Annotated in this window: 25 protein-coding genes; 15 read left to right on the top strand and 10 right to left on the bottom strand. The window is 68.6% G+C overall.

What is annotated here, in order from left to right:
- The first annotated feature begins 119 nt into the window (after positions 1-119).
- Positions 120-1,022, top strand: coding sequence for a ketopantoate reductase family protein (locus FFI97_RS30815; RefSeq protein ID WP_144004549.1), 903 nt, complete (start codon positions 120-122; stop codon positions 1,020-1,022).
- A 111-nt stretch (positions 1,023-1,133) separates the two neighbouring features.
- Here the strand turns inward: FFI97_RS30815 and gorA are convergent, their stop codons facing one another.
- Complete coding sequence (gene gorA / locus FFI97_RS30810; protein ID WP_139700454.1) at positions 1,134-2,492, bottom strand: glutathione-disulfide reductase; 1,359 nt, start codon at positions 2,490-2,492, stop codon at positions 1,134-1,136.
- A 223-nt stretch (positions 2,493-2,715) separates the two neighbouring features.
- Between gorA and FFI97_RS30805 the strand changes: the two genes are divergently transcribed.
- Both FFI97_RS30805 and FFI97_RS30800 read left to right on the top strand, forming a co-directional pair.
- A complete protein-coding gene (locus FFI97_RS30805) occupies positions 2,716-2,997 on the top strand; it encodes a double zinc ribbon domain-containing protein (protein WP_313906310.1) in 282 nt (93 codons plus the stop codon).
- A 73-nt stretch (positions 2,998-3,070) separates the two neighbouring features.
- A complete protein-coding gene (locus tag FFI97_RS30800; protein ID WP_139700452.1) occupies positions 3,071-5,107 on the top strand; it encodes a PEP/pyruvate-binding domain-containing protein in 2,037 nt (678 codons plus the stop codon).
- A gap of 12 nt (positions 5,108-5,119) precedes the next feature.
- Here FFI97_RS30800 and FFI97_RS30795 read toward each other — a convergent pair whose 3' ends face one another.
- Positions 5,120-6,031, bottom strand: a complete 912-nt coding sequence (locus FFI97_RS30795) for an MBL fold metallo-hydrolase (RefSeq protein ID WP_139700451.1) — start codon at positions 6,029-6,031, stop codon at positions 5,120-5,122.
- A gap of 106 nt (positions 6,032-6,137) precedes the next feature.
- Between FFI97_RS30795 and FFI97_RS30790 the strand changes: the two genes are divergently transcribed.
- Genes FFI97_RS30790 through FFI97_RS30780 form a run of 3 tightly spaced genes read left to right on the top strand, consistent with a single transcriptional unit; the run spans position 6,138 to position 7,357 of the window.
- Positions 6,138-6,461: an ArsR/SmtB family transcription factor gene (locus FFI97_RS30790; RefSeq protein WP_062478840.1), complete on the top strand. Its 324-nt coding sequence runs from the start codon at positions 6,138-6,140 to the stop codon at positions 6,459-6,461.
- Positions 6,462-6,463: 2 nt separating this feature from the next.
- Entirely contained in the window at positions 6,464-6,901 is a 438-nt protein-coding gene (locus FFI97_RS30785) for a YeeE/YedE family protein (RefSeq protein ID WP_139700450.1), read from the top strand.
- 15 nt (positions 6,902-6,916) lie between these two features.
- Positions 6,917-7,357, top strand: a complete 441-nt coding sequence (locus FFI97_RS30780) for a YeeE/YedE family protein (protein WP_139700449.1) — start codon at positions 6,917-6,919, stop codon at positions 7,355-7,357.
- A gap of 2 nt (positions 7,358-7,359) precedes the next feature.
- On the opposite strand, the gene FFI97_RS30775 is transcribed toward FFI97_RS30780, so the two are convergent.
- From FFI97_RS30775 to FFI97_RS30765, 3 genes are all read right to left on the bottom strand, one after another.
- Complete coding sequence (locus FFI97_RS30775) at positions 7,360-9,297, bottom strand: TRAP transporter large permease subunit (protein ID WP_139700448.1); 1,938 nt, start codon at positions 9,295-9,297, stop codon at positions 7,360-7,362.
- On the bottom strand, positions 9,294-9,962 hold the full coding sequence (locus tag FFI97_RS30770) for a TRAP transporter small permease subunit (RefSeq protein WP_139700447.1): 669 nt from the start codon (positions 9,960-9,962) through the stop codon (positions 9,294-9,296). Before FFI97_RS30770 ends, FFI97_RS30775 begins: the two co-directional genes overlap by 4 nt.
- Before the next feature lie 126 nt (positions 9,963-10,088).
- The gene (locus FFI97_RS30765) at positions 10,089-11,198 is read right to left on the bottom strand and encodes a TRAP transporter substrate-binding protein (RefSeq protein ID WP_139700446.1); all 1,110 of its coding nucleotides are present in this window, start codon (positions 11,196-11,198) and stop codon (positions 10,089-10,091) included.
- Between the two features lie 218 nt (positions 11,199-11,416).
- Between FFI97_RS30765 and FFI97_RS30760 the strand changes: the two genes are divergently transcribed.
- The gene (locus tag FFI97_RS30760; RefSeq protein ID WP_139700445.1) at positions 11,417-11,827 is read left to right on the top strand and encodes a rhodanese-like domain-containing protein; all 411 of its coding nucleotides are present in this window, start codon (positions 11,417-11,419) and stop codon (positions 11,825-11,827) included.
- A 15-nt stretch (positions 11,828-11,842) separates the two neighbouring features.
- Here FFI97_RS30760 and FFI97_RS30755 read toward each other — a convergent pair whose 3' ends face one another.
- Positions 11,843-12,115 (bottom strand): DUF4242 domain-containing protein, encoded by a 273-nt coding sequence (locus FFI97_RS30755; RefSeq protein ID WP_062478823.1) that lies wholly within the window; start codon positions 12,113-12,115, stop codon positions 11,843-11,845.
- A 129-nt stretch (positions 12,116-12,244) separates the two neighbouring features.
- On the opposite strand from FFI97_RS30755, the gene FFI97_RS30750 reads away from it, so the two are divergent.
- Complete coding sequence (locus FFI97_RS30750) at positions 12,245-13,198, top strand: AraC family transcriptional regulator (RefSeq protein ID WP_139700444.1); 954 nt, start codon at positions 12,245-12,247, stop codon at positions 13,196-13,198.
- Between the two features lie 19 nt (positions 13,199-13,217).
- Here the strand turns inward: FFI97_RS30750 and lysM are convergent, their stop codons facing one another.
- The gene (gene lysM / locus FFI97_RS30745) at positions 13,218-13,679 is read right to left on the bottom strand and encodes a peptidoglycan-binding protein LysM (RefSeq protein WP_139700443.1); all 462 of its coding nucleotides are present in this window, start codon (positions 13,677-13,679) and stop codon (positions 13,218-13,220) included.
- A 134-nt stretch (positions 13,680-13,813) separates the two neighbouring features.
- Here lysM and FFI97_RS30740 point away from each other — a divergent pair, with 134 nt between their 5' ends.
- The gene (locus tag FFI97_RS30740; protein WP_062478816.1) at positions 13,814-14,599 is read left to right on the top strand and encodes a type III pantothenate kinase; all 786 of its coding nucleotides are present in this window, start codon (positions 13,814-13,816) and stop codon (positions 14,597-14,599) included.
- Positions 14,600-14,617: 18 nt separating this feature from the next.
- On the opposite strand, the gene FFI97_RS30735 is transcribed toward FFI97_RS30740, so the two are convergent.
- Genes FFI97_RS30735 through FFI97_RS30725 form a run of 3 tightly spaced genes read right to left on the bottom strand, consistent with a single transcriptional unit; the run spans position 14,618 to position 17,728 of the window.
- Positions 14,618-15,976, bottom strand: a complete 1,359-nt coding sequence (locus tag FFI97_RS30735) for a serine hydrolase domain-containing protein (RefSeq protein ID WP_139700441.1) — start codon at positions 15,974-15,976, stop codon at positions 14,618-14,620.
- Between the two features lie 47 nt (positions 15,977-16,023).
- Positions 16,024-16,839, bottom strand: a complete 816-nt coding sequence (locus FFI97_RS30730; protein ID WP_101491348.1) for a crotonase/enoyl-CoA hydratase family protein — start codon at positions 16,837-16,839, stop codon at positions 16,024-16,026.
- A gap of 40 nt (positions 16,840-16,879) precedes the next feature.
- Complete coding sequence (locus FFI97_RS30725) at positions 16,880-17,728, bottom strand: 3-hydroxybutyryl-CoA dehydrogenase (protein WP_095950257.1); 849 nt, start codon at positions 17,726-17,728, stop codon at positions 16,880-16,882.
- Positions 17,729-17,908: 180 nt separating this feature from the next.
- Here FFI97_RS30725 and purT point away from each other — a divergent pair, with 180 nt between their 5' ends.
- The 6 genes from purT (at position 17,909) to FFI97_RS30695 (ending at position 24,139) form a co-directional block, all read left to right on the top strand.
- Complete coding sequence (gene purT / locus FFI97_RS30720) at positions 17,909-19,111, top strand: formate-dependent phosphoribosylglycinamide formyltransferase (protein ID WP_139700439.1); 1,203 nt, start codon at positions 17,909-17,911, stop codon at positions 19,109-19,111.
- Positions 19,112-19,457: 346 nt separating this feature from the next.
- The gene (locus FFI97_RS30715) at positions 19,458-20,399 is read left to right on the top strand and encodes an alpha/beta hydrolase (protein WP_139700437.1); all 942 of its coding nucleotides are present in this window, start codon (positions 19,458-19,460) and stop codon (positions 20,397-20,399) included.
- Positions 20,400-20,512: 113 nt separating this feature from the next.
- Positions 20,513-21,343: a helix-turn-helix domain-containing protein gene (locus FFI97_RS30710; protein WP_095950254.1), complete on the top strand. Its 831-nt coding sequence runs from the start codon at positions 20,513-20,515 to the stop codon at positions 21,341-21,343.
- A 21-nt stretch (positions 21,344-21,364) separates the two neighbouring features.
- A complete protein-coding gene (locus tag FFI97_RS30705) occupies positions 21,365-22,240 on the top strand; it encodes a branched-chain amino acid ABC transporter permease (protein ID WP_070061875.1) in 876 nt (291 codons plus the stop codon).
- A gap of 7 nt (positions 22,241-22,247) precedes the next feature.
- The gene (locus FFI97_RS30700; RefSeq protein ID WP_139700436.1) at positions 22,248-23,324 is read left to right on the top strand and encodes a branched-chain amino acid ABC transporter permease; all 1,077 of its coding nucleotides are present in this window, start codon (positions 22,248-22,250) and stop codon (positions 23,322-23,324) included.
- Positions 23,321-24,139, top strand: a complete 819-nt coding sequence (locus tag FFI97_RS30695; protein ID WP_095747054.1) for an ABC transporter ATP-binding protein — start codon at positions 23,321-23,323, stop codon at positions 24,137-24,139. The genes FFI97_RS30700 and FFI97_RS30695 overlap by 4 nt, the downstream gene beginning before the upstream one ends.
- Positions 24,140-24,236 lie beyond the last annotated feature (97 nt).

The following is a 24,236-nucleotide window of genomic DNA, read 5'->3' as shown; positions in this document are numbered from 1 at the left end:
CGTGACGCGTGGGCGGTCGCCGCGCGGCGGTGTCGTGCATCGGCGTGCGCTCCGGCGCACCGGGCGCGAAGTGATTAACCTCGATGGTTTCCGCTGAACGAATGCAGGAAGGTGAAGGAATGAAAGTCGCAGTCATGGGAGCCGGCGCAGTCGGTTGTTACTACGGCGCCATGCTGGCGCGCGCGGGCCACGAGGTCGTGCTGATCGGCCGGCCCTCGCATGTGGAGGCGGTGCGCGCAAGCGACCTGCGGCTGGAGACCAAGGCCTTCGATGAACAGGTGCGCCTCGAGGCCAGCACCGAAGCGGGCGCCGTGCAGGGCGCCGACCTCGTGCTGTTCTGCGTGAAGTCCACCGACACCGAGTCGGCGGCCGCGCAGATCCAGCCGCACCTCGCGCCCGGCGCGCTGGTGCTCACGCTGCAGAACGGTGTCGACAACGACGCGCGCGTGCGCGCGGCGCTGCCGTCGCACGACGTGGCCGCCGCCGTGGTCTACGTGGCGACCGAGATGGCGGGGCCGGGCCATGTGAAGCACCACGGCCGCGGCGAGCTGGTGATCGCGCCTTCGCGCCGCAGCGACGAGGTCGCGCAGGCCCTGATCGCGGCCGGCGTGCCCACGCAGATTTCCGACAACGTGCGCGGCGCGCTGTGGGCCAAGCTGGTGCTCAACTGCGCCTACAACGCACTGTCGGCCGTGTCGCAGCTGCCCTACGGCGAGCTCGTGCAGGGCACGGGCGTGACGGACGTGATCCGCGACGTGGTCGCCGAATGCCTCGCGGTGGCGAAGGCCGAAGGCGTGGTGATTCCGGGCGACGTCGACGCGGCGGTGCGCGGCATCGCGCAGTCGATGCCCTCGCAGTACTCGTCGACCGCGCAGGACCTTGCACGCGGCAAGCGCAGCGAGATCGACCACCTCAACGGGCTGGTCGTGCGGCGCGGCGAGGCACTGGGCGTGCCGACGCCGGCGAACCGGGTGTTGTTCGTGATGGTGAAGCTGCTCGAAGGAAAACAACAGCCTCGTTGATGACGTCTTCGCGCGGAACACCGCGGAACCGGCTTTGCCGGGCCGCTGGTGTTGCCCCCGGTAGGGGGTTGGCGAAGCGACACGAAGTGCGCGAAGACTGGGGGTGAGCCTTTATCCCGGCATCGGTTCGCGCATCGTCACGAACTCTTCGGCAGCCGTCGGATGGATGCCGATGGTGCTGTCGAACAGCGCCTTCGTCGCACCCGCGCGCATCGCCACCGCAAAGCCCTGCACGACTTCACCCGCGTCCGCGCCCACCATGTGCAGGCCCACCACGCGGTCGCTCTTCTTGTCGACCACGAGCTTCATGAAGGTGCGCTCGCTGCGGCCCGAGAGGGTGTGGCGCAGCGACTTGAACTCACTCGAGAACACGGTGACCTCGCCGAACTTCGCGCGGGCGTCGATCTCGCTGTAGCCGCAGGTGCCGATGTTGGGGTGGGTGAACACGGCGGTGGGAATGAACTCGTAGTCCATGCCGCGCTTGCCCTTGCCGAACAGCGCGTCGACCACCACCATCGCCTCGGCCAGCGCCACGGGTGTGAGCTGCACGCGGGTCGACACGTCGCCCACCGCGTAGATCGACGGCACCGAGGTGCGGTAGTGCGCATCGACCGCGATGGCGCCCTTGTCGTCGAGCTTCACGCCGGCCGCCTCGAGGCCGAGGCCCTGCGTGTTGGGCACGCGGCCGGTGGCGAAGAGCACGGTGTCGGCCTCGATCTGCTGGCCGCGCGCGAGCGTGACCACGAGGCCGTCGGGGCCGCGCGCGATGGACGAGGCCTCGCAGTTCAAGCGCACGTCGACGCCGGCCTTGCCCATCTCGTTGGCCAGAAACTGGCGCACGTCGTCGTCGAAGCCGGTGAGCAGGTGGGCGCGGCGGTGCAGCTGCGTCACCTTGGAACCCAGGCCGTTGAAGATCGATGCGAACTCGCAGGCGATGTAGCCGCCGCCCACCACCAGCAGGCGCTTGGGGAACGGGTCGAGGTCGAACATCGCGTCGGAGGTCACGATGTGTTCGCGGCCTGGAATCTCGGGCACGAAGGGCGTGCCGCCGGTGGCCACCAGCAGGTGGCGCGCGGTGTGGCGCTTGCCTTCGATTTCCACCGTGTGCGCATCGACCAGCTGGGCCCAGCCGGTGACGAGCGTGACGCCCGAGTTCTTCAGCAGCGAGCCGTAGATGCCGTTGAGCCGGCTGATCTCCTTGGCGCGCTGGGCTTTGAGGTGCGCCCAGTCGAACTGCGGCGCCGCAGGCAGCTTCCAGCCGTAGCCTTCGGCTTCCTCGAACGACTCGGCATAGCCGGCCGCATAGCTGTAGAGCTTCTTCGGGATGCAGCCCACGTTGACGCAGGTGCCGCCGAGCTCGGCGGCCTCGGCCAGCGCGACGCGCGCGCCGGTCTGCGCCGCCATGCGCGCGGCGCGCACGCCGCCGCTGCCGCCGCCAATGACGAAGAGGTCGAAATCGAATGGTTGCATGTGAAAGACGCTCCTTGCGGCCGACTGTAGCGGCGGGGCGATGGCGGCGCTTCGCGCGCGGGCATGGCCGTGAAGCACCGCGGCCTGCGAGGGTCTTTGTCGGGGGGCGCTTGACCCTGAAGCTGCTTCAGGGAATCCACTGCAGTCAGGCCCGCGGGAATTCATCGCCATCGGCGACGTTGCCACTGGCCTGTTGCACGACGCAAGGGAGAAACACATGGGCATGCTGGAACGACTCTTCGGTAGACATGGCGGCGCGCGCCACGGCGGTGGCGGCGGGCACCATGGCTCGCAAGGCGGCCATGGGTATGGCCGCGACGCACCGCCGCCGCCACCCGGCGGCAGCGCCTGCCCGGCCTGCCGCGCGGTGAACACGGCCGGTGCGCGCTTCTGCCAGCAATGCGGCACGTCGATGCTGCCCGCGGCCTGCCGGCAGTGCGGCACGGCGCTGGCGCCCGGCGCGAAGTTCTGCGCGCAATGCGGGCAGTCGACGCAGGCGGCGTAGCGCGGCCGACGCGCGAAAAAAGGGGCGGGCCGCCAGCGAGAATCCGCGCTTGTCGGCAATGAAGGAGGAGCCCATGAAGAACGATTCCAACAGGCAGAAGAAAAAGGACGGCGCGGCACTGGCGTGGCTGCCGGTCCTGGCGCTGTGCGCGATGGCCGTCGCGCCCGCACCGGCCGGTGCACAGCTCGCGCGCAAGCCCTCGTACTACCAGCAGCAGAACCAGCCGCAGCCCGAAGGGCCCGCCGCGCAGCTCGTGCCGCGCCCCGCCGTGCCCGCCTCGCTGCCGGCGCTGCGCAGCCAGGGCGATTTCGACACGCTGGCGCGCGTCTACGACGCCGGCACGCCGATGCAGCTGGCCCACGTGCTGTTCGCGATCGACCGGCAGGCCAAACCGGCGCGCATGCACTACATCGACACGCCGCGCTTCCAGCTGCATGTGCGCTTTTTGCGCGACACGCGGCTCACGCCGAACACGGTCAAGCGCGAGATCGACCGCAACTACCTCGTGCCCGACCGCCGCTTCCTGTTCGGCACGCTGAGCTGGCAGCAGAACGTCGGCACCTTCACCTACGAGTTCTGGGAAGGCGACCGGCTCACGGTGCCGCTGCTGCGCGAGGCCGAGGCACAGGTGAAGGCCAGCTTCTTCGCACCGGTGAAGTTCAAGACCAACTCCACGCTGCACGAGCGCATCGCGAAGGAGGCCGGCATCGACTTCGTGAGCCAGGAGGCGCTGATCCGCGAGCAGCCCTACCTGCCGATGAACATGGGCACCGCCACGGGCCGCGTGCGCATCGTGAACGACGCCTCGGGCCTGAACGCGCTGTTGCCCGACGACATCGCCGTGCTGCGCGAGGTGCCGATCAACCTGCCGCCGGTGGCCGGTGTGCTCACCGAGCGGCCGTCCACGGCGCTGTCGCACGTCAACCTGCTGGCCAAGGGCTGGGGCATTCCGAACGCCTACGTGCGCGATGCCGCCACGGTGTTGAAGGCGCATGCGGGCCAGTGGGTGGCGCTGAAGGTGGCGGCCTCGGGCTACCAGCTGCGCCGCCTCTCGCCGGAAGAAATCGCCGCGCTGCCGCCGCGCGCCGTGCGTGCCGCCGCCACCGGCGCGCTGCCCGGCAGCAAGGCCGCGAAGCCGGACCTGCGCGAAACGCGCCTGCTGCCCCTGGCCTCGCTGCGCGCGCGCCACAGCGTGCAATGCGGCTCGAAGGCGGCCAACCTCGGCGCGGTGCTGGCCGCGCGCATTCCCTCGACCACCGTGCCCGACGGCTTCTGCATTCCGTTCGCGCACTACGACCGCTTCATGCGATCGAACGGGCTGGCCGAGCGCATCGCGCGCATGCAGCAGCAGCCCGGCTTCGCGGGCGACCCGCAGGTGCGGCAGAAGGCGCTGGCGCAGTTGCGCGACGAGATCGTGCAATGGCCCGTCGAGCCCGCCACCGCGGCGGCCTGGCGCGCGGCGTGGCAGGCGCAGCTGGGCGGTGGCGGCGTGTTCGTGCGCAGCTCGTCCAACTCGGAAGACCTGCCGGGCTTCAGCGGCGCGGGGCTCTACACCACGGTGCCCAACGTGAAGACCGGCGACGCGCTCGAGCTCGCGGTGAAGAAGGTCTGGGCTTCGGTGTTCAACCCCGAGGCCTGGGAGGCGCGCAGCGCCGCGGGCTTCGGCGCCGAATCGGTGCTGATGGGCGTGTTCGTGCAGACCGCCATCGACTCGACCAACGCCGGCGTGATGATCACGCGCGACCCCTTCGACGCGGGGCATACGCACGTCACTTACATCTCGGCCAAGCGCGGCATCGGCATCCGCGTGGTCGAGGGCAAGCGCGTGGCGGAGCAGGTGATGTACTCGAGCTGGTCCAAGGCCATCCAGGTGCTCAGCCGCTCGGCCGAAGAGACGGCGCTGCAGCTGGACAAGGACGGCGGCGTGAAGGAAGTGCCCGTGGAAGTCGGCCGCCACGTGCTGACCGACGAGCTGGTGGTGCGGCTCGCCAACGTGGGCGCAGCGGTGAAGCGCACCTTCAACGCGGTCGACCAGGACATCGAGTGGGCGACCGTGGGCGACAAGATCGTGCTGCTGCAGGCGCGGCCGTATGTGGAGCGGCGGCGCTAGTTCACTGCGCCCTCAGCCCGGCGTGGCACGCGGGCGGTGGCCCGGCAGCGTGTTCAGCGGAATGCGCAGGTAGGCCACGCCGTTGTCGTCGGGCGGTGGCAGGCGGCCGCCGCGCACGTTGACCTGCATCGACGGCAGGATCAGCGTCGGCACCTCGAGCGTGGCGTCGCGTGCGGTGCGCATGCGCACGAACTCGTCTTCGCCGATGCCGTCCCGCACGTGGATGTTGTGGGCGCGCTGCTGCGCCACCGTGCTCTGCCAGCACGGCTCGCGCGTGGCGGGCGGGTAGTCGTGGCAGACGTACACGGTGGTCTCGGGCGGCAGCGCGAGCAGCCGGCGCATCGAGCGGTAGAGCTCGCGCGCGTCGCCGCCCGGAAAGTCGGCGCGCGCGCTGCCCAGGTCGGGCATGAACAGCGTGTCGCCGACGAAGACCGCGTCGTCCACGAGGTAGGCCATGTCGGCCGGCGTGTGGCCGGGCACGCGCAGGGCCTGCGCCTCGATCTCGCCGATGTGAAAGCGCTCGCCGTCCTTGAACAGGTGGTCGAACTGGCTGCCGTCGGGCAGGAAGTCGCGTTCCAGGTTGTAGAGGCTGCGAAAGGTGGCCTGCACCGTGCGGATGTGCTCGCCGATGGCGATGCGCCCGCCGGCCTGCGACTGCACATGGCGCGCGCCCGAGAGGTGGTCGGCGTGCGCGTGGGTTTCCAGGATCCAGTCGACCTGCAGGGCCTGCGCGCGCACGTACGCCAGCAGGCGGTCGGCCGAGGCGGTGTCGGTGTGGCCGGAGCGGAAGTCGTAGTCGAGCACCGGGTCGATGACGGCGGCGCGCTTCATCGCACGGTCCCAGACCACGTAGGACACCGTGCCCGTCGCGGGATCGAAGAAGGCCTGGGTGGTGGCGCGTGGGGGCATGGGGGTCGGGGTCATCGGCGCTCCTTCTGCGGTGCCTGGAGGCCAGGCACTCATTCAATCGATCAAGCGACAAATAGTATATGAATTCATATAATGTTATTTCGCGAACTGTCATTTCCCCATGAAGACCCCGACCCACGCCATCGACCCCCAACTGCTGCGCAGCGCCGCCGGCCAGGCCGTCGCCGTGCTCAAGCTGCTGGCCCATGAGGCCCGGCTGCTGCTGCTGTGCCAGCTCTCGCAGGGCGAGATGTGCGTGAGCGACCTCGAGAGCACGCTGGGCATCCGCCAGCCCACCCTGTCGCAGCAGCTGTCGGTGCTGCGCACCGAAGGCGTGGTGGACACCCGCCGCGAGGGCAAGAACATCTACTACCGCGTGGCCGACCCGGCCCTGCTCGAGATCCTGGCGGTGCTGTACCGCCTCTACTGCCCGAAGGAGAACTGAAGATGCCCACCATCGACTGGCCTCATTTCACGCCCTGGGCCGCACTGGCCGGCGGCGTGCTCATCGGACTTTCCGCGGCGATGTTCGTGCTGCTCAACGGACGCATCGCCGGCGTCAGCGGCGTGCTGGGCGGCTTGCTGCGCCCCATGAAGGGCGACATGGCCTGGCGCGCGGCCTTCGTGCTCGGGCTGGTCGGCGCACCGCTCGTCTACGGGCTGTTCGCCGTGCTGCCCGCGGCGCAGATCGACGCGGGCTACGGCACGCTCGCAATCGCCGGCCTGCTGGTGGGCGTGGGCACGCGCTACGGCGCGGGCTGCACCAGCGGCCACGGCGTGTGCGGGCTGGCGCGGCGCTCGCCGCGTTCGCTGGTCGCCACGCTGGCGTTCATGGCCGCGGGGTTCGCCACGGTGTTCGCGGTGCGCCACCTGTTGAACTTCTGAACCAGGAGACCTGCCATGTGGACCGCCATTGCTTCCTTGCTCGCCGGCCTTGTCTTCGGGCTCGGTCTCATCGTCTCCGGCATGGCCAATCCGGCCAAGGTGCTGGGCTTTCTTGACCTGGGCGGCGCCTGGGACCCGTCGCTCGCCTTCGTGATGGCCGGCGCGGTGGCGGTGAGCACCGTCGGTTTCCTGCTCGCGGGCCGTCGCAAGGCCTCGCTGCTCGGTGGGCCGCTCACGCTGCCCAGCCTGCGCCACATCGACCGCCGCCTGGTCGGCGGCAGCCTGCTGTTCGGCGTCGGCTGGGGCATCGCGGGCTTCTGCCCCGGCCCCGCGCTGGTCTCGCTCGGCACGGGCGATGTCAAGGCGCTGGTCTTCGTGGGCGCCATGCTGCTGGGCATGGGCCTGTTCGAGCTGCTGGAGCGCCGCCGCTTCGCGCGGCGTCCGGCCTCAGCCTGAACTCAACCGTACAGGTACTGCGGCAGCCACAGCGTCAGCCCCGGCCAGATGTACATGAACACCATGCACAGGATGACGATCAGCATGTACGGCATCATCCCCGCGAAGATCTGGTTGATCGTCACGTGCGGCGGCGACACCCCCTTCAAATAGAAGGCCGACATCGCCACCGGCGGTGACAGGAACGCCGCCTGCAGGTTCACGAACACCAGCACGCCGAACAGCAGCGGATCGATCTGGAAGTGCGCCAGCAGCGGCAGGAAGATGGGCACGAAGATCACGATGATCTCGGTCCACTCCAGCGGCCAGCCCAGCACGAAGATGATCGCCTGCGACAGCAGCAAAAACTGCAGCGGGCTCAGGTTCATGCTCAGCACCCATTCCTCGACGATGCGCTGGCCGCCCAGCAGCGCGAACACCGCCGAAAACAGCGCCGAGCCCACGAACAGCCAGCAGACCATCGAGGTGGTCTTGAGCGTGAGGAACACCGCCTCCTTGATCTTCTTGAAGTTCAGCGTGCCGGCCTGCCACGCCATCAGGAAGGCGCCGGCCGCGCCGACCGCCGCCGACTCGGTGGCCGTGGTGATGCCGAACAGGATCACGCCCAGCACCACCAGCGTGAGCGTGGCCAGCGGCATCACCGACGACACCAGCATGCGCAAAATTTCGAACTGCTCCGCGTCCATGCGCCAGTAGTACCAGCCCAGCAGCGCGAGCGTGAAGAGGCAGGCCACCCAGAAGCCGGTGTAGAAGGCATCGGGCACCGCCGCGGTCTTGGGTGCCTCGACCGCGTCGCCCAGCTGCTGCAGGCCACCTTCACTGGCAGGGGCGGCGGCGGGCTCGCTGCCCGGAGGTTCCTCGACGCCGCCGGGGGGCTCCTGCAGGCCGCTGCCTTCGGTGGTGTTCGCGGGTTCGTCGGTGCTCGGCGGCTCGGCCAGACCGGTGCCGGACGGTTCGGCTACGGCCGGCGCGGCGGCTGCGGGATCGCCGGTCTTCTGCGTCGCCTGCTGCGTGGCCACCGGGGCCGCCGCGTTGTTGTCCTTCTGCGAGTAGATGGTCACGTACCACCACACCGAACCCAGCGTGACGGCGGCCAGCGCCAGCGGCACCAGCGCGCTCAGCAGGCCGCGCAGCAGCATCCACCAGCTCAGGCGCACGCCTTCGACCGCGCCGCGCAAGGCGCGCCCCGGCGCCACCACGGCCGCGGCGAGCGCGGGCAGCATGCGCGGGGAGTAGCTGGCCGCGAGGTGGGCCACCCAGGGCGTGATGGGGGCGCGTTGCTGGTCGATCGGCATCTTGGGCGCCACCTTCGGTTGCAGCACGGCCCAGCCGATCACGTAGATCAGGTACAGCAGGGCGAGGAAGAAGCCCGGGAACATCGCCGCCGCATAGAGCTTGACCACCGACTGCCCGGCCACGGCCGCGTACACGATGATCATCACCGAGGGCGGAATGAGAATGCCCAGCGTGCCGCCGGCCGTGATCACGCCGGCCGCCAGGCGCGTGTCGTAGCCTGCGTTGAGCATCGGGCGCATGGCGATCACGCCCATCAGCACCACCACCGCGCCCACCAGGCCACTCGCGATGCCCCAGAAGGTGCACACGATGAGCGTGGTCACCGCCAGCGAGCCCGGCACGCGGCGGAAGGCGAGCTGCACGCTGTGGAACATCTTGTCGACCAGCGCGCCGCGCTCCATCACGTAGCCCATGAGCACGAAGAGCGGAATGGACAGCAGCGTCTCGTTGGTCATGGCCCCGAAGGCGCGCTGCACCATCAGGTCGAAGACCTTGTTGTCGAGCCAGGGCGAGGCGGGGTCGTAGAAGGCGATGAAGCCGAAGAACATGCCCAGCCCCATCAGCGTGAACGCCGTGGGAAAGCCGAGCATGATCACGAAGACGATCAGGCCCAGCATCAGCAGGCCGAGTGCCGGTTCGCTCATGCCGCGCCTCCCGTCGTGTCGCTCTTGCGTTGCTGCGCAGCCTGTTCGATGGCGTGGGCCTTCTCGATCACCTCGCGCTTGTCGGCCTCGTTCACGTAGCTGCTGCTGGCGAGCTGGTCGCCGACCACGTCCATTTCTTCCGCGTCCTTCAGGCGCGGCGTCCACACGCCGGTCTTCAGGCACAGCACGCAGCGCACCATCTCGGCGATGCCCTGCACCAGCAGCACCGCGCCGGCCACGGGAATCACGAACTTGAAGGGGTACACCGGAATCGGGTCGGCGTTGAAGGTCTGTTCACGCATCGCGAGCGATTCACCGAAGTAGGTCCAGCCCGACCAGGTGAGCGCCACCACGCCGGGCAGGAAGAAGAGGGCGAACAGCACGAGGTCGAGCGCCGCCTGCGTGCGCGGCTTCATGCTGCCGTAGAAGAAATCGCCGCGCACGTGGCCGGCCTGCGAGAGCGTGTAGGCGCCGCCCATCATGAAGAGCGTGCCGTACAGCATGTTGTTGGCATCGAAGATCCAGGCCGTGGGCGCGTTCAGCGCATAGCGCTTGAACACCTCGCCGCACACCAGCAGCATCAGCGCGACGATGAGCCACGAGAAGGTCTTGCCCACCAGCATGCTGAACCGGTCGACGGCGTGGAGGAAGCGTTGGATGGTCATGGCGGCAGCAGCATGGGCGAGGCCCGTTCATGGAACACCGTGGCGCCGGCGTGCCGGGCCACCGGTGTTGCCCCCTGTGTGGGGGGAAGGCGCGCGCAGGAGCGACGTGCGCGTCGACGGGAAGCGTCAGCTCTTCTTTTTCCCGAAGTAGTGGTTGTAGGCCATCTTGAAGTCGACGCCATAGTCGTTCTGCCACTGCAGCGCACGCTCGGCGAACACGCGCTGCGACTCCAGCACCTTCTTGAAGAGCGGGTTCTCGCCGGCCTTCTTTTCGATCGTCTTGTCCCAGGCCGCGAGCTGCGCGCGCAGCACGGCGTCGGGCGTCTTGTAGAACTTGATGCCGGCTTTCTTCATGTCGGCATAGTCCTGCGAGTTGCGCTGCACCGCCTTCCAGCTCATGTCGGCGCTGGCGGCCTGCACGGCGTAGTCGATGATGGAGCGCAGCTCCTGCGGCATGGCGCTGTACTTGCCCTTGTTGAACAGCACCTCGAACTGCTCGCCCGACTGGTGGAAGCTCTGCAGCATGCAGTTCTTCACCACGTCGGGGAAGCCCAGCACGCGGTCGCTCGAGGCGTTGTTGAACTCGGCCGCGTCGATCAGGCCGCGGTCCAGCGCGGGCACGATCTCGCCGCCGGGCAGCGGGTTCACCGCCGTGCCCATCTCGGTGAACATGTCCACGGCCAGGCCCACGGTGCGGAACTTCAGGCCCTTCATGTCCTCGACCTTGGCCACCGGCTTCTTGAACCAGCCCAGCGGCTGCGTGGGCATGGGGCCGTACAGGTACGACACCACTTCCATGTTCAGGCTCTTGTAGATCTCGTCGAGCAGCGCCTTGCCGCCGCCGTAGTTGTGCCAGGCCAGCACGGTGTTGGCGTCCATGCCGAAGCCGGGGCCCGAACCCCACAGCGCCAGCGCCGAGTTCTTGCCGTAGTGGTAGGCCACCACGCCGTGGCCGCCGTCGAGCGTGCCCTTGTTCACCGCTTCGAGCAGCTGGAAGGCGGGCACGACGGCGCCCGAGGGCAGCACCTCGATCTTCAGGCGCCCGCCGGCCATGTCGTTCACCTTCTTGGCGAAGTCGTTGGCGTACTCGTGGAAGATGTCCTTCGCCGGCCAGGTGCTCTGGAAACGCAGCGACGTGGTTTGGGCCATGCTGACCATCGGCGCGGACATCGCGCCTGCGGCCACCGCCGCGCCCTTGAGAAGGCTGCGACGGCGGGGCGATTTGCTGTCTGTCATGTGTCTCTCCATATAGTTCTCTGACCGGAACACCCAGGCCGTCGTCTTCACGTTATGGTTTCGACTGGCCGCGACCGCCATCTTTGGCGCGCCACACCTTGTGACAAACAGGGTTTTCACGAACCGGTGAAAAATTCCATCATCCGGCGTGCAGATCGATCGCCCGCAGCCGTCAAAGGCTCCGGGCTTACCCTAGAGATTCGAGAGAGAAAGCAACCATGAGTGAACCCGTTGGAGAAAAAGGCTACGCCGGCGACGTGACGCCCGAGCAGGCGGCGCAGTGGATGGCGAGCGGCGAGGCCGTGTTGGTGGACGTGCGCACCGACGCCGAGCGCGAGTGGGTCGGCTACGTGCCCGGCGCCGTGCCGCTGGCCTGGAAGCAGTGGCCGGGCATGGCGATCAATCCGGCCTTCGACGACGGCGTGCGCGCCGCCGCGGAGGGCGGCAAGAAGCTGGTGCTGCTGTGCCGCAGCGGCGTGCGCTCGATCGCGGCGGCGAAGCGGGCGACCGAGCTGGGCGCGCAGGCCTACAACATCCTCGAAGGCTTCGAGGGCAACCCGGACGAGAACGGGCACCGCGGGTTGACCGGTGGCTGGCGCAAGCGCGGGCTGCCCTGGCGCCAGAACTAGAGCGCGCCGCGCGCCTCACTCGGCCGTGGCCGGGTCGATCACGCTGTACACCCGGTCCACGCGGTTGGCCGGGAAGCCGCCGAGTTCCGCGTGCCGGCGCACGAGGGCCTCGTCGGTGGCCTGGTAGACGCAGTAGATCCGGTCGTCGCTCACGTAGCTGTGGATCCACTGGATGTCGGTGCCCATGCTGCTGAGCACGCCGCAGGATTTTTGCGAGATGGCTTTCAGGTCCGCCGCGGTGAACTGGCCGGCGCCGGGGATCTCTCGCTCGATGACGAACTTGGGCATGGCGGTACTCCTGTCTAGAATCGGTCGAAGGCGACCAGTGCCTATGGTGCCGACGCGCAGCCGCCCAGCATTGCCCGTCTCGCCGGACTTGTTGACCGAAACCCCGCCCTCGCTTGCCGGGAGGTGACCATGGATGTCTTGTCGGACGTGCTGCGGACCATCCGCCTGGAGGGCGCGCTGTTCCTGAACGGGGACATGTATGCACCCTGGTGCTTCAAGGTACCCAGGGGCGCGGACATCGCGCAGGTGCTCAGGCCCGGCGCACAGCGCCTGGCCATCTGCCACCTCGTGCTGCAAGGCGAATGCTGGGCCCAGGTCGAAGGCGAGGCGCCACTGCGCGCGCACGCCGGCGACGTGATCGCCGCGCCGCATGGCGACTCGCATGTGCTGGGCAGCGGCCTGCAGCATGCGGCGGTGGACATGTCGCATGTGGTGAGTCCGCGAGCGCCCGAGCTGGCGCGCGTGCGCTATGGCGGCCAGGGCGAGCGCACCTTGCTGGTGTGCAGCTGGTTCGCGTACGAAGGCGACGCGCCCAACCCTGTCATGGCGAACATTCCGCGCCTGTTCACGACGCCCTTGCGCAGCAGGCCGGCAGGCCCGTGGATCGAGCAGTCGGTCAACTTCGTGTTGGGGGATGCGGCTTCGCACACGCCCGGCTCGGAGATGGTGGCCGCGAAGGTGGCGGAAGTGCTGTTCACCGAAGTGCTGCGCGGCTACATCGAATCCATGCCCGCCAACAACCCGGGCTGGCTGGCGGGCCTGCGCGACCCCCACGTGAGCCGCTGCCTGGCGCTGATGCACGCCGAGCCCGCGCGCAACTGGACGGTCGACGCACTGGCACAGGAAATCCACGTCTCGCGCAGCGTGCTGGCGGACCGCTTCACCGAACTGGTGGGCGCGCCGCCCATGCATTACCTGGCGCGCTGGCGCATGGTCCTGGCCGCCGGCATGCTGCGCAAGGACCAGGGCAACCTGGCGCGCATCGCCGAAGGCGTGGGCTACGAATCGGAAGCCGCTTTCAATCGCGCGTTCAAGCGCGAGTACGGCGTTTCGCCAGGGGCCTGGCGGCACAACGGCGCCTAGCGAGGCGCCGTTGCGGTGATCAGAGCGCGGGAATGCGCAGCTTCTGTCCCGGATAGATCTTGTCGGGGTGCGACAGCATCGGCTTGTTCGCTTCGAAGATCACGTTGTACTTGTTGGCGTCGCCGTAGTACTTCTTCGAGATGGCCGAGAGCGTGTCGCCGCGCACCACGTCGTGGTACTGGGCGGGCGGTGCGGCGGGGGCGACGAGGTTGTTGTCCACGCTCGTCACGTTCGCCACGTTGCCCGCGGCGAGCGCGGCTTTCTCGCTGGCTTCCTGCGAGGGCGCCTGGCCCGCGAGGGTGACGACGCCGCTGCTGGCGGTGTAGGTCACTTCCAGTCCGGTGAGGCCGAGGTTCTGGGTCTCGATGTAGGTCTTGATGGCCGCGGCAGCTGCCGTGTTCGCATCGGGCGTGGCCGCCTGGGCCGACGAACCGCCGAACAGTTTTTCACCGGCTTCCTTGATGAAGCTGAGCAATCCCATGGTTTTCTCCTTGTGCCGTGGTGGATGGAAAAGGCGAATGTAGCGGCGGAACCGGGACCCTCCGCGTAGGCCCGCGCCGCGACTGTCAAAGAGGCGCCAGCAGGAATAACAACAAAGTCGCAATAATCGCGCGCATGTCTTCCCCCTTCCTCGCCATCGACATCGGCAACACCCGGCTCAAGTGGGCGCTTTACGAGGGGGCCTTCCCCGGTGCGGCACTGCAGGCCCATGGTGCCGAGTTTCTCGACCACATCGAACGCCTGGCCGATGGCCCCTGGGCCGAGCTGCCGGCGCCCGGTTCCATGCTGGGCTGCGTCGTGGCCGGTGACACCTTGCGGCGGCGCGCCGAAGAGCAGATCACCGAACGCTTCGACTGCGCCCCGCGCTGGGTGGTGTCGAGCGCAGGCGAGGCCGGCATCGTCAACGGCTACGACCATCCGACGCGGCTGGGCGCCGACCGCTTCGTGGCCATGATCGGCGCGCGCCACCGCATGCTGTCGCAAGGGCCCGAGCGGCCGATGGTGGTGGTGCTGATCGGCACGGCCGTCACCGTGGAGGCGATCGATGCCAGCGGCAAGTTCCTGGGCGGCCTGATCCTGCCGGGCCACGGCATCATGCTGCGCGCGCTCGAATCGGGCACGGCGGGCCTGCACGTGCCCACCGGCGAGGTGCGCGAATTCCCCACCAACACCAGCGACGCGCTGACCAGCGGCGGCACCTACGCCATCGCGGGTGCGGTCGAGCGCATGGTGCAGCACGTGCGCTCGCACTGCGGCGCCGAGCCGGCCTGCTTCATGACCGGCGGCGCGGGCTGGAAGATGGCGCCCGCCATGAACGGAGATTTCGAACTGGTCGAGAGCCTGATCATGGACGGCCTGCTCGTCATCGCGAAGGCACGGGCCCCGGCGGCGGCCGGCTGACCCGTCCTCACCGCCTCGTCAGGGCTCGGGCTTCATCAGCGCCTCGCCCATGGCCTGGAAGGCGGGCAGGGTGAGCGGGTCGTTGCCCGCGTTGGCGGCGATCGGGTGCGCGGCGTAGCGCACGATCACCATCTCGGCCTTCGGATCGACGTAGATGCTCTGGCCGTGAATGCCGCGCGCCATGTACGCGCCGTGCGGGTTGTGCGAGACCCACCACATGTTCCGGTAGCTCCAGCCCGGCAGCAGCGCGTAGCCCGCCTTCGCGAACTTCGCCGGATCGGCGCCGCGCTGGATGTCGTCGACCACCGCCTTGGCGATCGCCTGCTGCCCGTTGGGCGCGCGACCGCCGTTGCGCAGCGTCTCGCCGAAGCGCGCGATGTCGCGCAGCACGGTGTTCAGGCCGCCGCCGCCCGACTCGGTGCCGATGCGGTCGACCATGAAATACGCGTCCTGCTCGGCGCCGATGCGGCGCCAGATCTTCTCGCTCAGCAGGTCGGCCAGCGAGCGGTTGGACGCGCGGCGCACGATCCAGGCCAGCACCTCGGCGTTGACCGTCTTGTAGGCAAAGGCGTCGCCGTGCGTGCCTTCCTTCTTGAGCGTCGTCAGGAACTCGTAGAACGACTTCGGGCCCGTGTAGTTGGCGCCCTGGGTGAGCATGCCGCCGGCGCGCGCATAGTCCCAGACCTCGGCCTTCGGATCGGCGTAGTTCTCGGAGTAGCGCACGCCGATGGTCATGTCCATCACCTGGCGCACCGTGGCGTCGCCGTAGGCCGTGTCCTTGAGCTCGGGCAGGTACTTGGTGACCGGCGCCGACGGATCGAGCGTGCCCTCGTTGGCGAGGATGGCCGCCAGCGTGCCCACGAACGACTTGGTGACCGACATCGCCAGGTGCGGCCGCTCGGGCGTGAGCGCGCCGAAGTACTTTTCGTAGACCACCTGGCCGCGGTGCAGCACCAGGATGCCGTCGGTGTAGGTGCGCGCGATCATCTGGCCGAAGGTCTGCGCCTCGCCACCGCCCATGGGCTGGAAGCGCACGGCCTCGATGTCGAAGCGGGGCTTGGCCGCCGGCAGCGGGCTGGCGGCGCCGGGGCCGCGCCACACGTTGGCCGTGGGCACCGTCTCGCGCACGTGCGAGAAGCTCCAGCGGATGCGCGGGTACACGCCGCCGACCGGGTTGTCGAAGGTGATCTGCTTGTCGGGCGGCGGCGGAAAGCCCTGCATCCAGCCCAGCGCCTCGACCGAGGTGGCGGCGGGATCAGGCAGCGCGGGCGCCGGCGGGGTCTGGGCGAGGCTGGTGTTCACGGCAAGAAGGGTGAAGGCGGCGGCCAGCGCCGTGCGTTGAAAGAAGAGAAACGACGACACAGAAGAAGAGGGCATGCAACGGGCTCCAGTGGACGACAGAAACGGACCGGAAATCAACAGCCTCAACGGCCGCTGAAACGCGCAGGCCGGCGCTCGATGAAGGAGCGCACGCCCTCGGCCGCGTCCTCGCTGTTCGACAGGCGTTTCTGCGTCTCGATGAATTCCGCCACGGCCGCCAGCGGCCCGTGTTCGATCGCCTTGAGCACGTTGAGCCGCGTGGCCTGCACGGCCAGCGGCGCCTGGGCCGCGATGCGCTGCGCGATCTGCAGCGCCGCGTCGAGCTCCTGCCCGGCCGGCACCACCTTCTGCACGAAGTTCAGGCGATAGGCCTCGGCGCTGTCGAATTCGTCGGCCGTGAGCAGGTGCAGCATCGCGTTGCCCAGCCCCGCGCGCTCGGCCATGCGCAGCGTGGCGCCGCCCGTGGCCATGATGCCGCGCTGCACTTCCATCTGCGAGAAGCGGCAGTTGTCGGCCGCCACCACGATGTCGGCGCCCAGCATCAGCTCGATGCCCACCGTGAAGCAGATGCCCTTGACGGCCGCCACCATCGGCTTGGTGCGGCGGCGGTAGCCCTCCAGGCCGAAGTCGTGCGGCTCCACCAGCCCGGCCGGGATCGCCTTCTCGCCGCGCTTCATGTACTCGGTGACCGCCGGCAGGTCCAGGCCCGCCGTGAAGTGGTCGCCGAAGGCATGCAGCACGCCCACGTGCAGGCTCGGGTCGTCGTCCAGCCGCGTGTAGGCCTCGGCCAGCTGCTTGAACATCGGCGGCGTCCAGCCGTTGCGCTTGGCGGGGCGGTTGATGCCGATCAGCAGCACGTGGTCGAGCACCTGCGTGTCGATGCAGCCTTCGGCGGGCGGGGTGGTGGGGGTCGCAGTCATCGGTCTTGTCTCCTTGTTGTTGTCGTCGTGGCGCTGCGGATCAGTACGTATAGACGCCGCGGCCGGTCTTGCGACCGAGCTGGCCGGCGGCGACCATTTCCTTGAGCAGCGGGCAGGGGCGGTACTTGGAATCGCCGAACTGCTCGAGGTACACCTCCATCACGGCCAGGCACACATCGAGGCCGATCATGTCGGCCAGCGCCAGCGGGCCGATGGGCTGGTTGCAGCCCAGCTTCATGCCAGCGTCGATGTCCTCGGCGGTGGCCAGGCCCTCGGCCAGCACGAAGAAAGCCTCGTTGATCATCGGCACCAGGATGCGGTTGACCACGAAGCCCGGCGCGTTCTTCACCGTGATGGGCGACTTGCCCAGCTTCTCGGCCAGCGCCTTCACCGCGTCGTGCGTGGCGTCGCTCGTGAGGTAGCCGCGGATCAGCTCCACCAGCGCCATCATCGGCACCGGGTTGAAGAAGTGCATGCCGATGAAGCGGTCGGCGCGCGAGGTGGCGGCGGCCAGCTGCGTGATCGAGATCGACGAGGTGTTCGACGCGATGATCACCTCGGGGCCGACCAGATCGTCCACCTGCTTGAGGATCTTGAGCTTGAGCGCGTGGTTCTCGGTGGCGGCCTCGATGACCAGCTGCGCACCCTTGAGGTCGTTGTAGTCGGTCGAGCCCTTGATCAGCGCCAGAGCGGCGGCCTTCTGCTCGGCCGTGAGCTTTTCCTTCTTGATCAGGCGGTCGAGGCTGCCCGAGATGGTGGCGATGCCCTTGTCGACGGCGGCCTGGGCCACGTCGATCATCACCACGTTGACACCCGACACCGCGCAGGCCTGGGCAATGCCGTTGCCCATGGTGCCGGCGCCGATGATGCCCACAGTTTGAATCGTCATGAAAAATGCTCCTTGAAACAAAAAAAGAAAATCGGAGGCGAGGGCGGGCGCAAGGCCGCCGTCGCGCAATGGCGGTCATTGTGAATCAGCCCGGAGGGGCCGCCGTTCCCGTGGGCGACACCGGCCCGGGGTGGCTTACAGTGCTGCGATTGTTTTCAACCCCATTTTTCGAGCCCTCGCATGACCACCCTCGGCACCCCCCTGTCCCCTTCCGCCACCCGCGTGATGCTGCTCGGCTCCGGCGAGCTCGGCAAGGAGGTGCTGATCGCCCTGCAGCGCCTGGGCGTCGAGACCATCGCCGTCGACCGCTACGAGAACGCCCCCGGCCAGCAGGTGGCGCACCACGCGCGCACCATCACCATGAGCGACCCCGACCAGCTCAAGGCGCTCATCGAGGCCGAGAAGCCCACGCTGGTGGTGCCCGAGATCGAGGCCATCGCCACGCCCATGCTGCAGCAGCTGGAAGACGCGGGCGTGGTGCGCGTCATTCCCACGGCCCGCGCCGCCCGCCTCACGATGGACCGCGAAGGCATCCGCCGCCTGGCGGCCGAGACGCTGGGCGTGCCGACCAGCCCCTACAAGTTCTGCGACTCGCTGGCCGAGCTGCAGGCCGCCATCGACGCGGGCATCGGGTATCCCTGCATCGTCAAGCCCGTGATGAGCAGCTCCGGCAAGGGCCAGAGCAAGATCGACGGCCCGGCCGACGTGCAGAAGGCCTGGGACTACGCCATGGCCGGCGGCCGCGTGAGCCATGGCCGCGTGATCGTCGAGGGCTTCATCGACTTCGACTACGAGATCACGCTGCTGACCGTGCGCGCCAAGGATGCGACGGGCGCCGTCGAAACGAAGTTCTGCGACCCCATCGGCCACGTGCAGGTCAGCGGCGACTACGTGGAAAGCTGGCAGCCCCACCCCATGGCACCGGCCGCATTGCAGAAGGCCCAGCAGATCGCGCAGGCCGTCACCGCCGACCTGGGCGGCCAGGGCCTGTTCGGCGTGGAGCTGTTCGTGAAGGGCGACGAGGTCTGGTTCAGCGAGGTCAGCCCGCGCCCGCACGACACCGGCATGGTCACCATGGCCACGCAGTGGCAGAACGAGTTCGAACTGCATGCGCGCGCCATCCTCGGCCTGCCGGTCGACACCTCGCTCAAGAGCCCGGGCGCCAGCGCCGTGATCTACGGCGGCGTGGACGCCACCGGCATCGCCTTCGACGGCGTGGCCGAGGCGCTGCAGGTGCCCGGCAGCGACATCCGCCTGTTCGGCAAGCCCGAGAGCTTCGTCAAGCGCCGCATGGGCGTGGCGCTGGTGCACGCGGCCGACACCGACACGGCCCGCAAGCTGGCCAAGGAAGCCGCTTCGCGCGTGAAGCCCCGCACGGCCTAAGAAGGTGTGAACGAACCCGTCATGTCCGCTCATCCCGCTCAGACACGCCCACTCTGCGTTGCAAATGCTCGCCATAGCCCGAGCTATGGCTCCGCTTTGCGCCTTGATTGGACGCGCCTGAGCGGGCTGCTCGGCCACGCCGGGTCCATTCACACCTTCTGCGCGGTTCTCCGGGTGAACCCGCGAGCCGGGCCCCGGTAGCCAGTTTTCGCAAGCGACCCCGCAGCGGTGCGGGCATGGTGCGGGTCTTGTCGCCAGGACGCCGGTCGGGTGCGGGTGCATGCGGATAGCCCGCAGGCGCCCCGCCCTCCACACTGAGCGCTCCGTTCGATTCACCGGAGACACCATGCTGCATCCCCAGGCGCGCGCCTTGCTGGATTTCATCGAAGCGCGCGGCATTCCGCCGACCCACACCCTGTCGCCCGCCGACGCGCGGGCCTACTACCGCGAGCGCCGCACCGCCACGCAGCCGCTGCCGCCCGAGGTCGCCGAGGTGCGCGACCTCGCCGCCGACGGGCCGCACGGCACCATTGCGGTGCGGCTGTACAAGCCGCTCGGCGCAGGCCCGGGCCCGCTGCCGGTGCTCGTGTACTACCACGGCGGCGGCTGGGTCATCGGCGACCTCGACACGCACGACGTGCTGTGCCGCGAGCTGGCCAACGGCGCGGGCTGCGCGGTGGTCGCGGTCGACTACCGCATGGGGCCCGAGCACCGCTTCCCCACCGCCGTGGACGACGTGCTCGCCGCCACCCGCTGGGTGCGCCGCGAGGCCGCCGCGCTGGGGCTCGATGCGAGCCGCCTCGCGGTGGGCGGCGACAGCGCGGGCGGCAACCTCGCGGCCGTGGCGTCGATCGCCGCGCGCGATGCGGGCGACCTGCCGATCGTGTTCCAGCTCCTGATCTACCCGGCCACCGACATGCGCCGCGGCCATCCGTCGCACCAGGCGAATGGGCAGGGTTACCTGCTCACGCGCGACACGATGACCTACTTCCACGACCACTACATCACCGACGCGAAGCACGACCTCGACTGGCGCGCCTCGCCGCTGCTGCACACCGACCTGTCGGGCCTGCCGCCGGCGCTCGTGCTCACGGCCGGCTACGACCCGCTGCGCGACGAAGGTGCGGCCTACGCCGAGGCGCTCACGGCCGCCGGCAACCGCGCGAACTACGTGTGCTTCGAGCGCCAGATCCATGGCTTCATCACCATGGGCAAGGTGCTCGACGAGGCCCGCACCGCCGTCGCGTTGTGCGCGGCGGAACTGCGCCGCGCGTTCGCGTCGGCCTAGGGAAAGTCCCCGCGCAAATGGATGCCGCGCGCAAGGCCCCCGCCGCTACGATCCAGCGAACACGACGCCACCCCCCGGTCGGACGTCGTCGACCGATGCAGGAGACAGACACCATGCAGCGAACCAGGACGTCGACGCCTTCGGGCGGCGATGCACGGCAGGGCGAACGCCTCATGTGGCTCACGCCGCAGCGCGTCTTCTACGCCGGGCTGCTCGGCGCCGCCGCCGAGCGCGCCATGGGCGGACACGGCGTGTACGTGTCGCCCGCCGGTGCGCCGCCCAACCGCATCCGCATCGGCGGCGGGGCCTGGCAAAGCGGCGAGTTCATCGTGGTGCCGCCGCACGTGCCGCACCAGGTCGAGAGCGCCTGCCCGCTGATCTTCAACCTGCTGATCGAATCGGAGTCGGTCGATCCCGCGCGCATGCCGGCCTTCTTGCAGCACTGCGGCCCGGTCGATGCGCCGGCCTTCGTGCAGCGCATGCGCGAGGTCCATGCCCACCTGCTGGCGGCCTCGGCGCGCGGCATCGACTTCGACGGCTTCGATTTCGACGCGCTGTTCTTCGACGGCCCGCTCACGCCGCGCCCGCTCGACGCGCGCATCCGCAAGGTGGTCGACATGCTCGTGGCCGACCCGGCCGCGCCCGCCTCGGCGGAAGACTGCGCGGCCTCGGTGCACCTGTCGTTCTCGCGCTTTTTGCACCTGTTCAAGCAGGAGACGGGCATGGCCTTTCGCGGCTTCCGGGCCTGGAAGCGCGCGCGCAGCCTGCTGCGCTACGTGCACCAGAGCGGCACGCTCACCGACATCGCGCTGGACACCGGCTACCCCGACTCCACGCACTTCAGCCATTCGATCCGCCAGGTCTACGGGCTCAAGCCCAGCGACATCGTGGCAGGCTCGCGCCGCCTCGCGCTGCACGACGCGGCCGGCGGGTTCCGGCAGTAACGGCGCGCGGGACGGCATCGCATGCAGATCCTCCAACTCCTGCTCTCGGGCATCGCGCAAGGGTGCATCTACGGCCTCATCGCGCTGGGCTTCGTGCTGATCTACAAGGCCACCGAAACGGTGAGCTTCGCGCAGGGCGACCTGATGATGCTCGGCGCGTTCGGTGCCTTCGCGGGCATGTCGCTCTTCGGCATGCCGTTCTGGCTCGCGGCGCTCCTGGCCGTGGTGGCCATGGCGGCCTTCGGCGTGCTGCTCGAGCTGGTGGTGATCCGCCCGATCCTCGGGCAGCCGCAGTTCTCGATCGTGATGCTGACCATCGGCATCGCGTATGTGGCGCGCGGCCTCATCACCATGGTGCCGGGCATCGGCACCGACACCCACACGCTGGCCGTGCCCTACAAGGACCAGATCTGGAAGCTCGGCGAGCTGGTGGTGAACCTCGAGCAGTTCGTGATCATCGTGGCCACCGCGATCCTGTGCGGCCTGCTGTACGCGATGTTCCGCTACAGCAAGCTGGGCATCGCGATGCAGGCCTCGTCGCAGAACCAGCTCGCGGCCTACTACATGGGCATTCCGGTGAAGCGGCTCAACGGGCTGGTGTGGGGGCTCGCGGCCGCCGTGGCGGCCATCGCCGGCATGCTGCTGGCGCCCATCACCTTCGTGCACGCGAACATGGGCTTCATCGGCCTGAAGGCCTTTCCGGCGGCAGTGGTGGGGGGCTTCGGCAGCCTGCCGGGCGCGATCGTCGGCGGGCTGGTGATCGGCATCGTCGAGTCGTTCGCGGGCTTCTATCTGCCCGACGGTTTCAAGGACACGGCGCCGTACATCGTGGTGCTGCTGATGCTCATGATCAAGCCGAACGGATTGTTCGGCGAGAAGCTGCGCAAGAAGGTGTAAGTCTCATATGCGCTTCATCTTCAAGACCAGTTACGACCAGGACATCCGCCTCGCGCGGCACGGCGGCCACGTGCTCTGGTACAGCCTGCTCGTGGCCTTCCTGCTCGTCGCGCCGTGGGTCATCGACGAGTACTGGCTCGCGCAGCTGACCTTCGTGCTGATCTACGGCATCGTCGGCCTGGGGCTGATGCTGCTGGCGGGCTTCACGGGGCAGTTCTCCATCGGGCATGCGGCCTTTCTCGGAACGGGCGCGTACACGCAGGGCGTGCTGACGAACATGGGCGTGCCGTTCCCGCTCGCGCTGCTGGCGTCGGCCGCGCTGTCGGCGGTGGTGGGCGTGGTGGTGGCGATGCCGGCGCTGCGTGTGAAGGGCATCTACCTGGGCATCGCGACGCTGTCCTTCGGCTTCATCGTGGAGGAGGTGTTCGCGCGCTGGGAAAGCGTGACGGGCGGCAATGCGGGCCTGCATGTGAAGTCGCCGCAGCTGTTTGGCTGGTCGCTGGGCTCGGGCGAAGGCTTCTACTTTCTGTGCCTGGTGGTCGCGGTGGTGTCCACGCTGGGCATCCTGAACCTGCTGCGCTCGCCGACGGGGCGTGCCTTCGTCGCCATCCGCGATTCGGAGATTTCGGCGCAGAGCATGGGCATCCACCTGGCGCGCTACAAGACGATGTCGTTCGCGATCTCTGCGGCGCTCGCTGGCTTGGGCGGTGCGCTGTATGCGCACAAGCTGAGCTTCATCTCGCCGGACCAGTTCAACATCCTGCAGTCGATCGACCTGCTGCTGATGGTGGTGATCGGCGGGCTGGGCTCGGTGCACGGCGCGTTCCTCGGTGCGATTTTTCTCATCGCGATGCCGCAGCTGATCTCGATGGGCAAGGACTGGCTGCCGGCGGTGGTCGGCCAGGCGCCCGGCCTGCAGGGGCTGGTGTACGGGCTGGTGCTGATCGCCTTCGTGTTGTTCGAGCCGCTGGGGCTGTACGGGCGCTGGCTCAAGATCCGCACCTGGCTGCAACTCTTCCCGTTCTACCGCAAGGGGCTGTTCAAGCGGCAGAAGTCGTTCACCAAATCGGACCGGCTGAGATGAGCAACGACGTCCTTCTTTCCGCGAAAGACCTGAGCGTGCGCTTCGGCGGCGTGCTGGCGGTCAACAAGGTGAGCTTCGATGTGCGGCGCGGCGAGGTGTTCACGCTGATCGGCCCGAACGGCGCGGGCAAGACGACGGTGTTCAACCTGATCAGCCGCATCTACACGCCAACCACGGGCGAGATCACCTGGCATGGCGAGGCGGGCGGGGCGATCGCGCTCACGCAGCAGGCGCCGCACGCGATTGCCGCGCTGGGCATTGCGCGCACCTTCCAGAACATCGAGCTGTTCGAGCATGCGACGGTGCTGCACAACCTGCTGATCGGGCGCCACACGCACCGGCAGACGGGGTTCTGGAGCGAGGTGTTCTTCACGCCGGCCACGCGCCGCGCCGAGATCGCGGCGCGCGAGAAGGCGGAGCAGGTGATCGACCTGCTCGACCTGCAGCACTACCGCGACTCGATGGTGGCGGGGCTGCCCTACGGCGTGCGCAAGGTGGTGGAGCTGGCGCGCGCGCTGTGCACCGAGCCCAAGCTGCTGCTGCTCGACGAGCCTTCTTCGGGGCTCAATGTCGAGGAGACGGCGGACATGGCGTTCTGGATTCAGGACATCCAGCATGAGCTGGGGGTGTCGGTGTTGATGGTCGAGCACGACATGTCGCTGGTTTCCAAGGTGTCGGATCGCGTGCTTGCCATGAATCAGGGCGAGGTGCTGGCTACGGGGTCTCCGCGTGAGGTGCAGGCGGATTCGCGGGTGATCGAGGCTTACCTTGGGACTGTGGATGACGTGAGCAGCCTTCGGAGGGTTGTGGCATGAGCGCTTTGTTCGCTGCCTCTTTGGGAGCGCCCGGTGCGCGGCACGGCGCGGTCGCCCCCACTGCGCCGGCCGCTGCGCGGCTCCCCTGCGGTGCTCG

The organism is Variovorax sp. KBS0712 (genome assembly GCF_006323185.2).
Classification (GTDB): domain Bacteria; phylum Pseudomonadota; class Gammaproteobacteria; order Burkholderiales; family Burkholderiaceae_C; genus Variovorax; species Variovorax boronicumulans.
Note: the sequence above shows the minus strand (reverse complement) of the source record. Positions and strands in the feature narration are given on the sequence as shown.

What these genes read in the sequence shown, in the direction of transcription:
- FFI97_RS30795 (WP_139700451.1), bottom strand. Translation starts at nt 6,031, where the DNA reads ATGACCCCGACCCCCATGCCCCCACGCGCCACCACCCAGGCCTTCTTC.
- FFI97_RS30750 (WP_139700444.1), top strand. Translation starts at nt 12,245, where the DNA reads ATGGATGTCTTGTCGGACGTGCTGCGGACCATCCGCCTGGAGGGCGCG.
- gorA (WP_139700454.1), bottom strand. Translation starts at nt 2,492, where the DNA reads ATGCAACCATTCGATTTCGACCTCTTCGTCATTGGCGGCGGCAGCGGC.
- FFI97_RS30775 (WP_139700448.1), bottom strand. Translation starts at nt 9,297, where the DNA reads ATGAGCGAACCGGCACTCGGCCTGCTGATGCTGGGCCTGATCGTCTTC.
- FFI97_RS30740 (WP_062478816.1), top strand. Translation starts at nt 13,814, where the DNA reads ATGTCTTCCCCCTTCCTCGCCATCGACATCGGCAACACCCGGCTCAAG.
- FFI97_RS30815 (WP_144004549.1), top strand. Translation starts at nt 120, where the DNA reads ATGAAAGTCGCAGTCATGGGAGCCGGCGCAGTCGGTTGTTACTACGGC.
- FFI97_RS30715 (WP_139700437.1), top strand. Translation starts at nt 19,458, where the DNA reads ATGCTGCATCCCCAGGCGCGCGCCTTGCTGGATTTCATCGAAGCGCGC.
- FFI97_RS30790 (WP_062478840.1), top strand. Translation starts at nt 6,138, where the DNA reads ATGAAGACCCCGACCCACGCCATCGACCCCCAACTGCTGCGCAGCGCC.
- FFI97_RS30800 (WP_139700452.1), top strand. Translation starts at nt 3,071, where the DNA reads ATGAAGAACGATTCCAACAGGCAGAAGAAAAAGGACGGCGCGGCACTG.
- FFI97_RS30805 (WP_313906310.1), top strand. Translation starts at nt 2,716, where the DNA reads ATGCTGGAACGACTCTTCGGTAGACATGGCGGCGCGCGCCACGGCGGT.
- FFI97_RS30730 (WP_101491348.1), bottom strand. Translation starts at nt 16,839, where the DNA reads ATGACTGCGACCCCCACCACCCCGCCCGCCGAAGGCTGCATCGACACG.
- FFI97_RS30710 (WP_095950254.1), top strand. Translation starts at nt 20,513, where the DNA reads ATGCAGCGAACCAGGACGTCGACGCCTTCGGGCGGCGATGCACGGCAG.
- FFI97_RS30760 (WP_139700445.1), top strand. Translation starts at nt 11,417, where the DNA reads ATGAGTGAACCCGTTGGAGAAAAAGGCTACGCCGGCGACGTGACGCCC.
- FFI97_RS30725 (WP_095950257.1), bottom strand. Translation starts at nt 17,728, where the DNA reads ATGACGATTCAAACTGTGGGCATCATCGGCGCCGGCACCATGGGCAAC.
- FFI97_RS30755 (WP_062478823.1), bottom strand. Translation starts at nt 12,115, where the DNA reads ATGCCCAAGTTCGTCATCGAGCGAGAGATCCCCGGCGCCGGCCAGTTC.
- FFI97_RS30770 (WP_139700447.1), bottom strand. Translation starts at nt 9,962, where the DNA reads ATGACCATCCAACGCTTCCTCCACGCCGTCGACCGGTTCAGCATGCTG.
- FFI97_RS30705 (WP_070061875.1), top strand. Translation starts at nt 21,365, where the DNA reads ATGCAGATCCTCCAACTCCTGCTCTCGGGCATCGCGCAAGGGTGCATC.
- lysM (WP_139700443.1), bottom strand. Translation starts at nt 13,679, where the DNA reads ATGGGATTGCTCAGCTTCATCAAGGAAGCCGGTGAAAAACTGTTCGGC.
- FFI97_RS30695 (WP_095747054.1), top strand. Translation starts at nt 23,321, where the DNA reads ATGAGCAACGACGTCCTTCTTTCCGCGAAAGACCTGAGCGTGCGCTTC.
- FFI97_RS30700 (WP_139700436.1), top strand. Translation starts at nt 22,248, where the DNA reads ATGCGCTTCATCTTCAAGACCAGTTACGACCAGGACATCCGCCTCGCG.
- FFI97_RS30765 (WP_139700446.1), bottom strand. Translation starts at nt 11,198, where the DNA reads ATGACAGACAGCAAATCGCCCCGCCGTCGCAGCCTTCTCAAGGGCGCG.
- FFI97_RS30785 (WP_139700450.1), top strand. Translation starts at nt 6,464, where the DNA reads ATGCCCACCATCGACTGGCCTCATTTCACGCCCTGGGCCGCACTGGCC.
- purT (WP_139700439.1), top strand. Translation starts at nt 17,909, where the DNA reads ATGACCACCCTCGGCACCCCCCTGTCCCCTTCCGCCACCCGCGTGATG.
- FFI97_RS30735 (WP_139700441.1), bottom strand. Translation starts at nt 15,976, where the DNA reads ATGCCCTCTTCTTCTGTGTCGTCGTTTCTCTTCTTTCAACGCACGGCG.
- FFI97_RS30780 (WP_139700449.1), top strand. Translation starts at nt 6,917, where the DNA reads ATGTGGACCGCCATTGCTTCCTTGCTCGCCGGCCTTGTCTTCGGGCTC.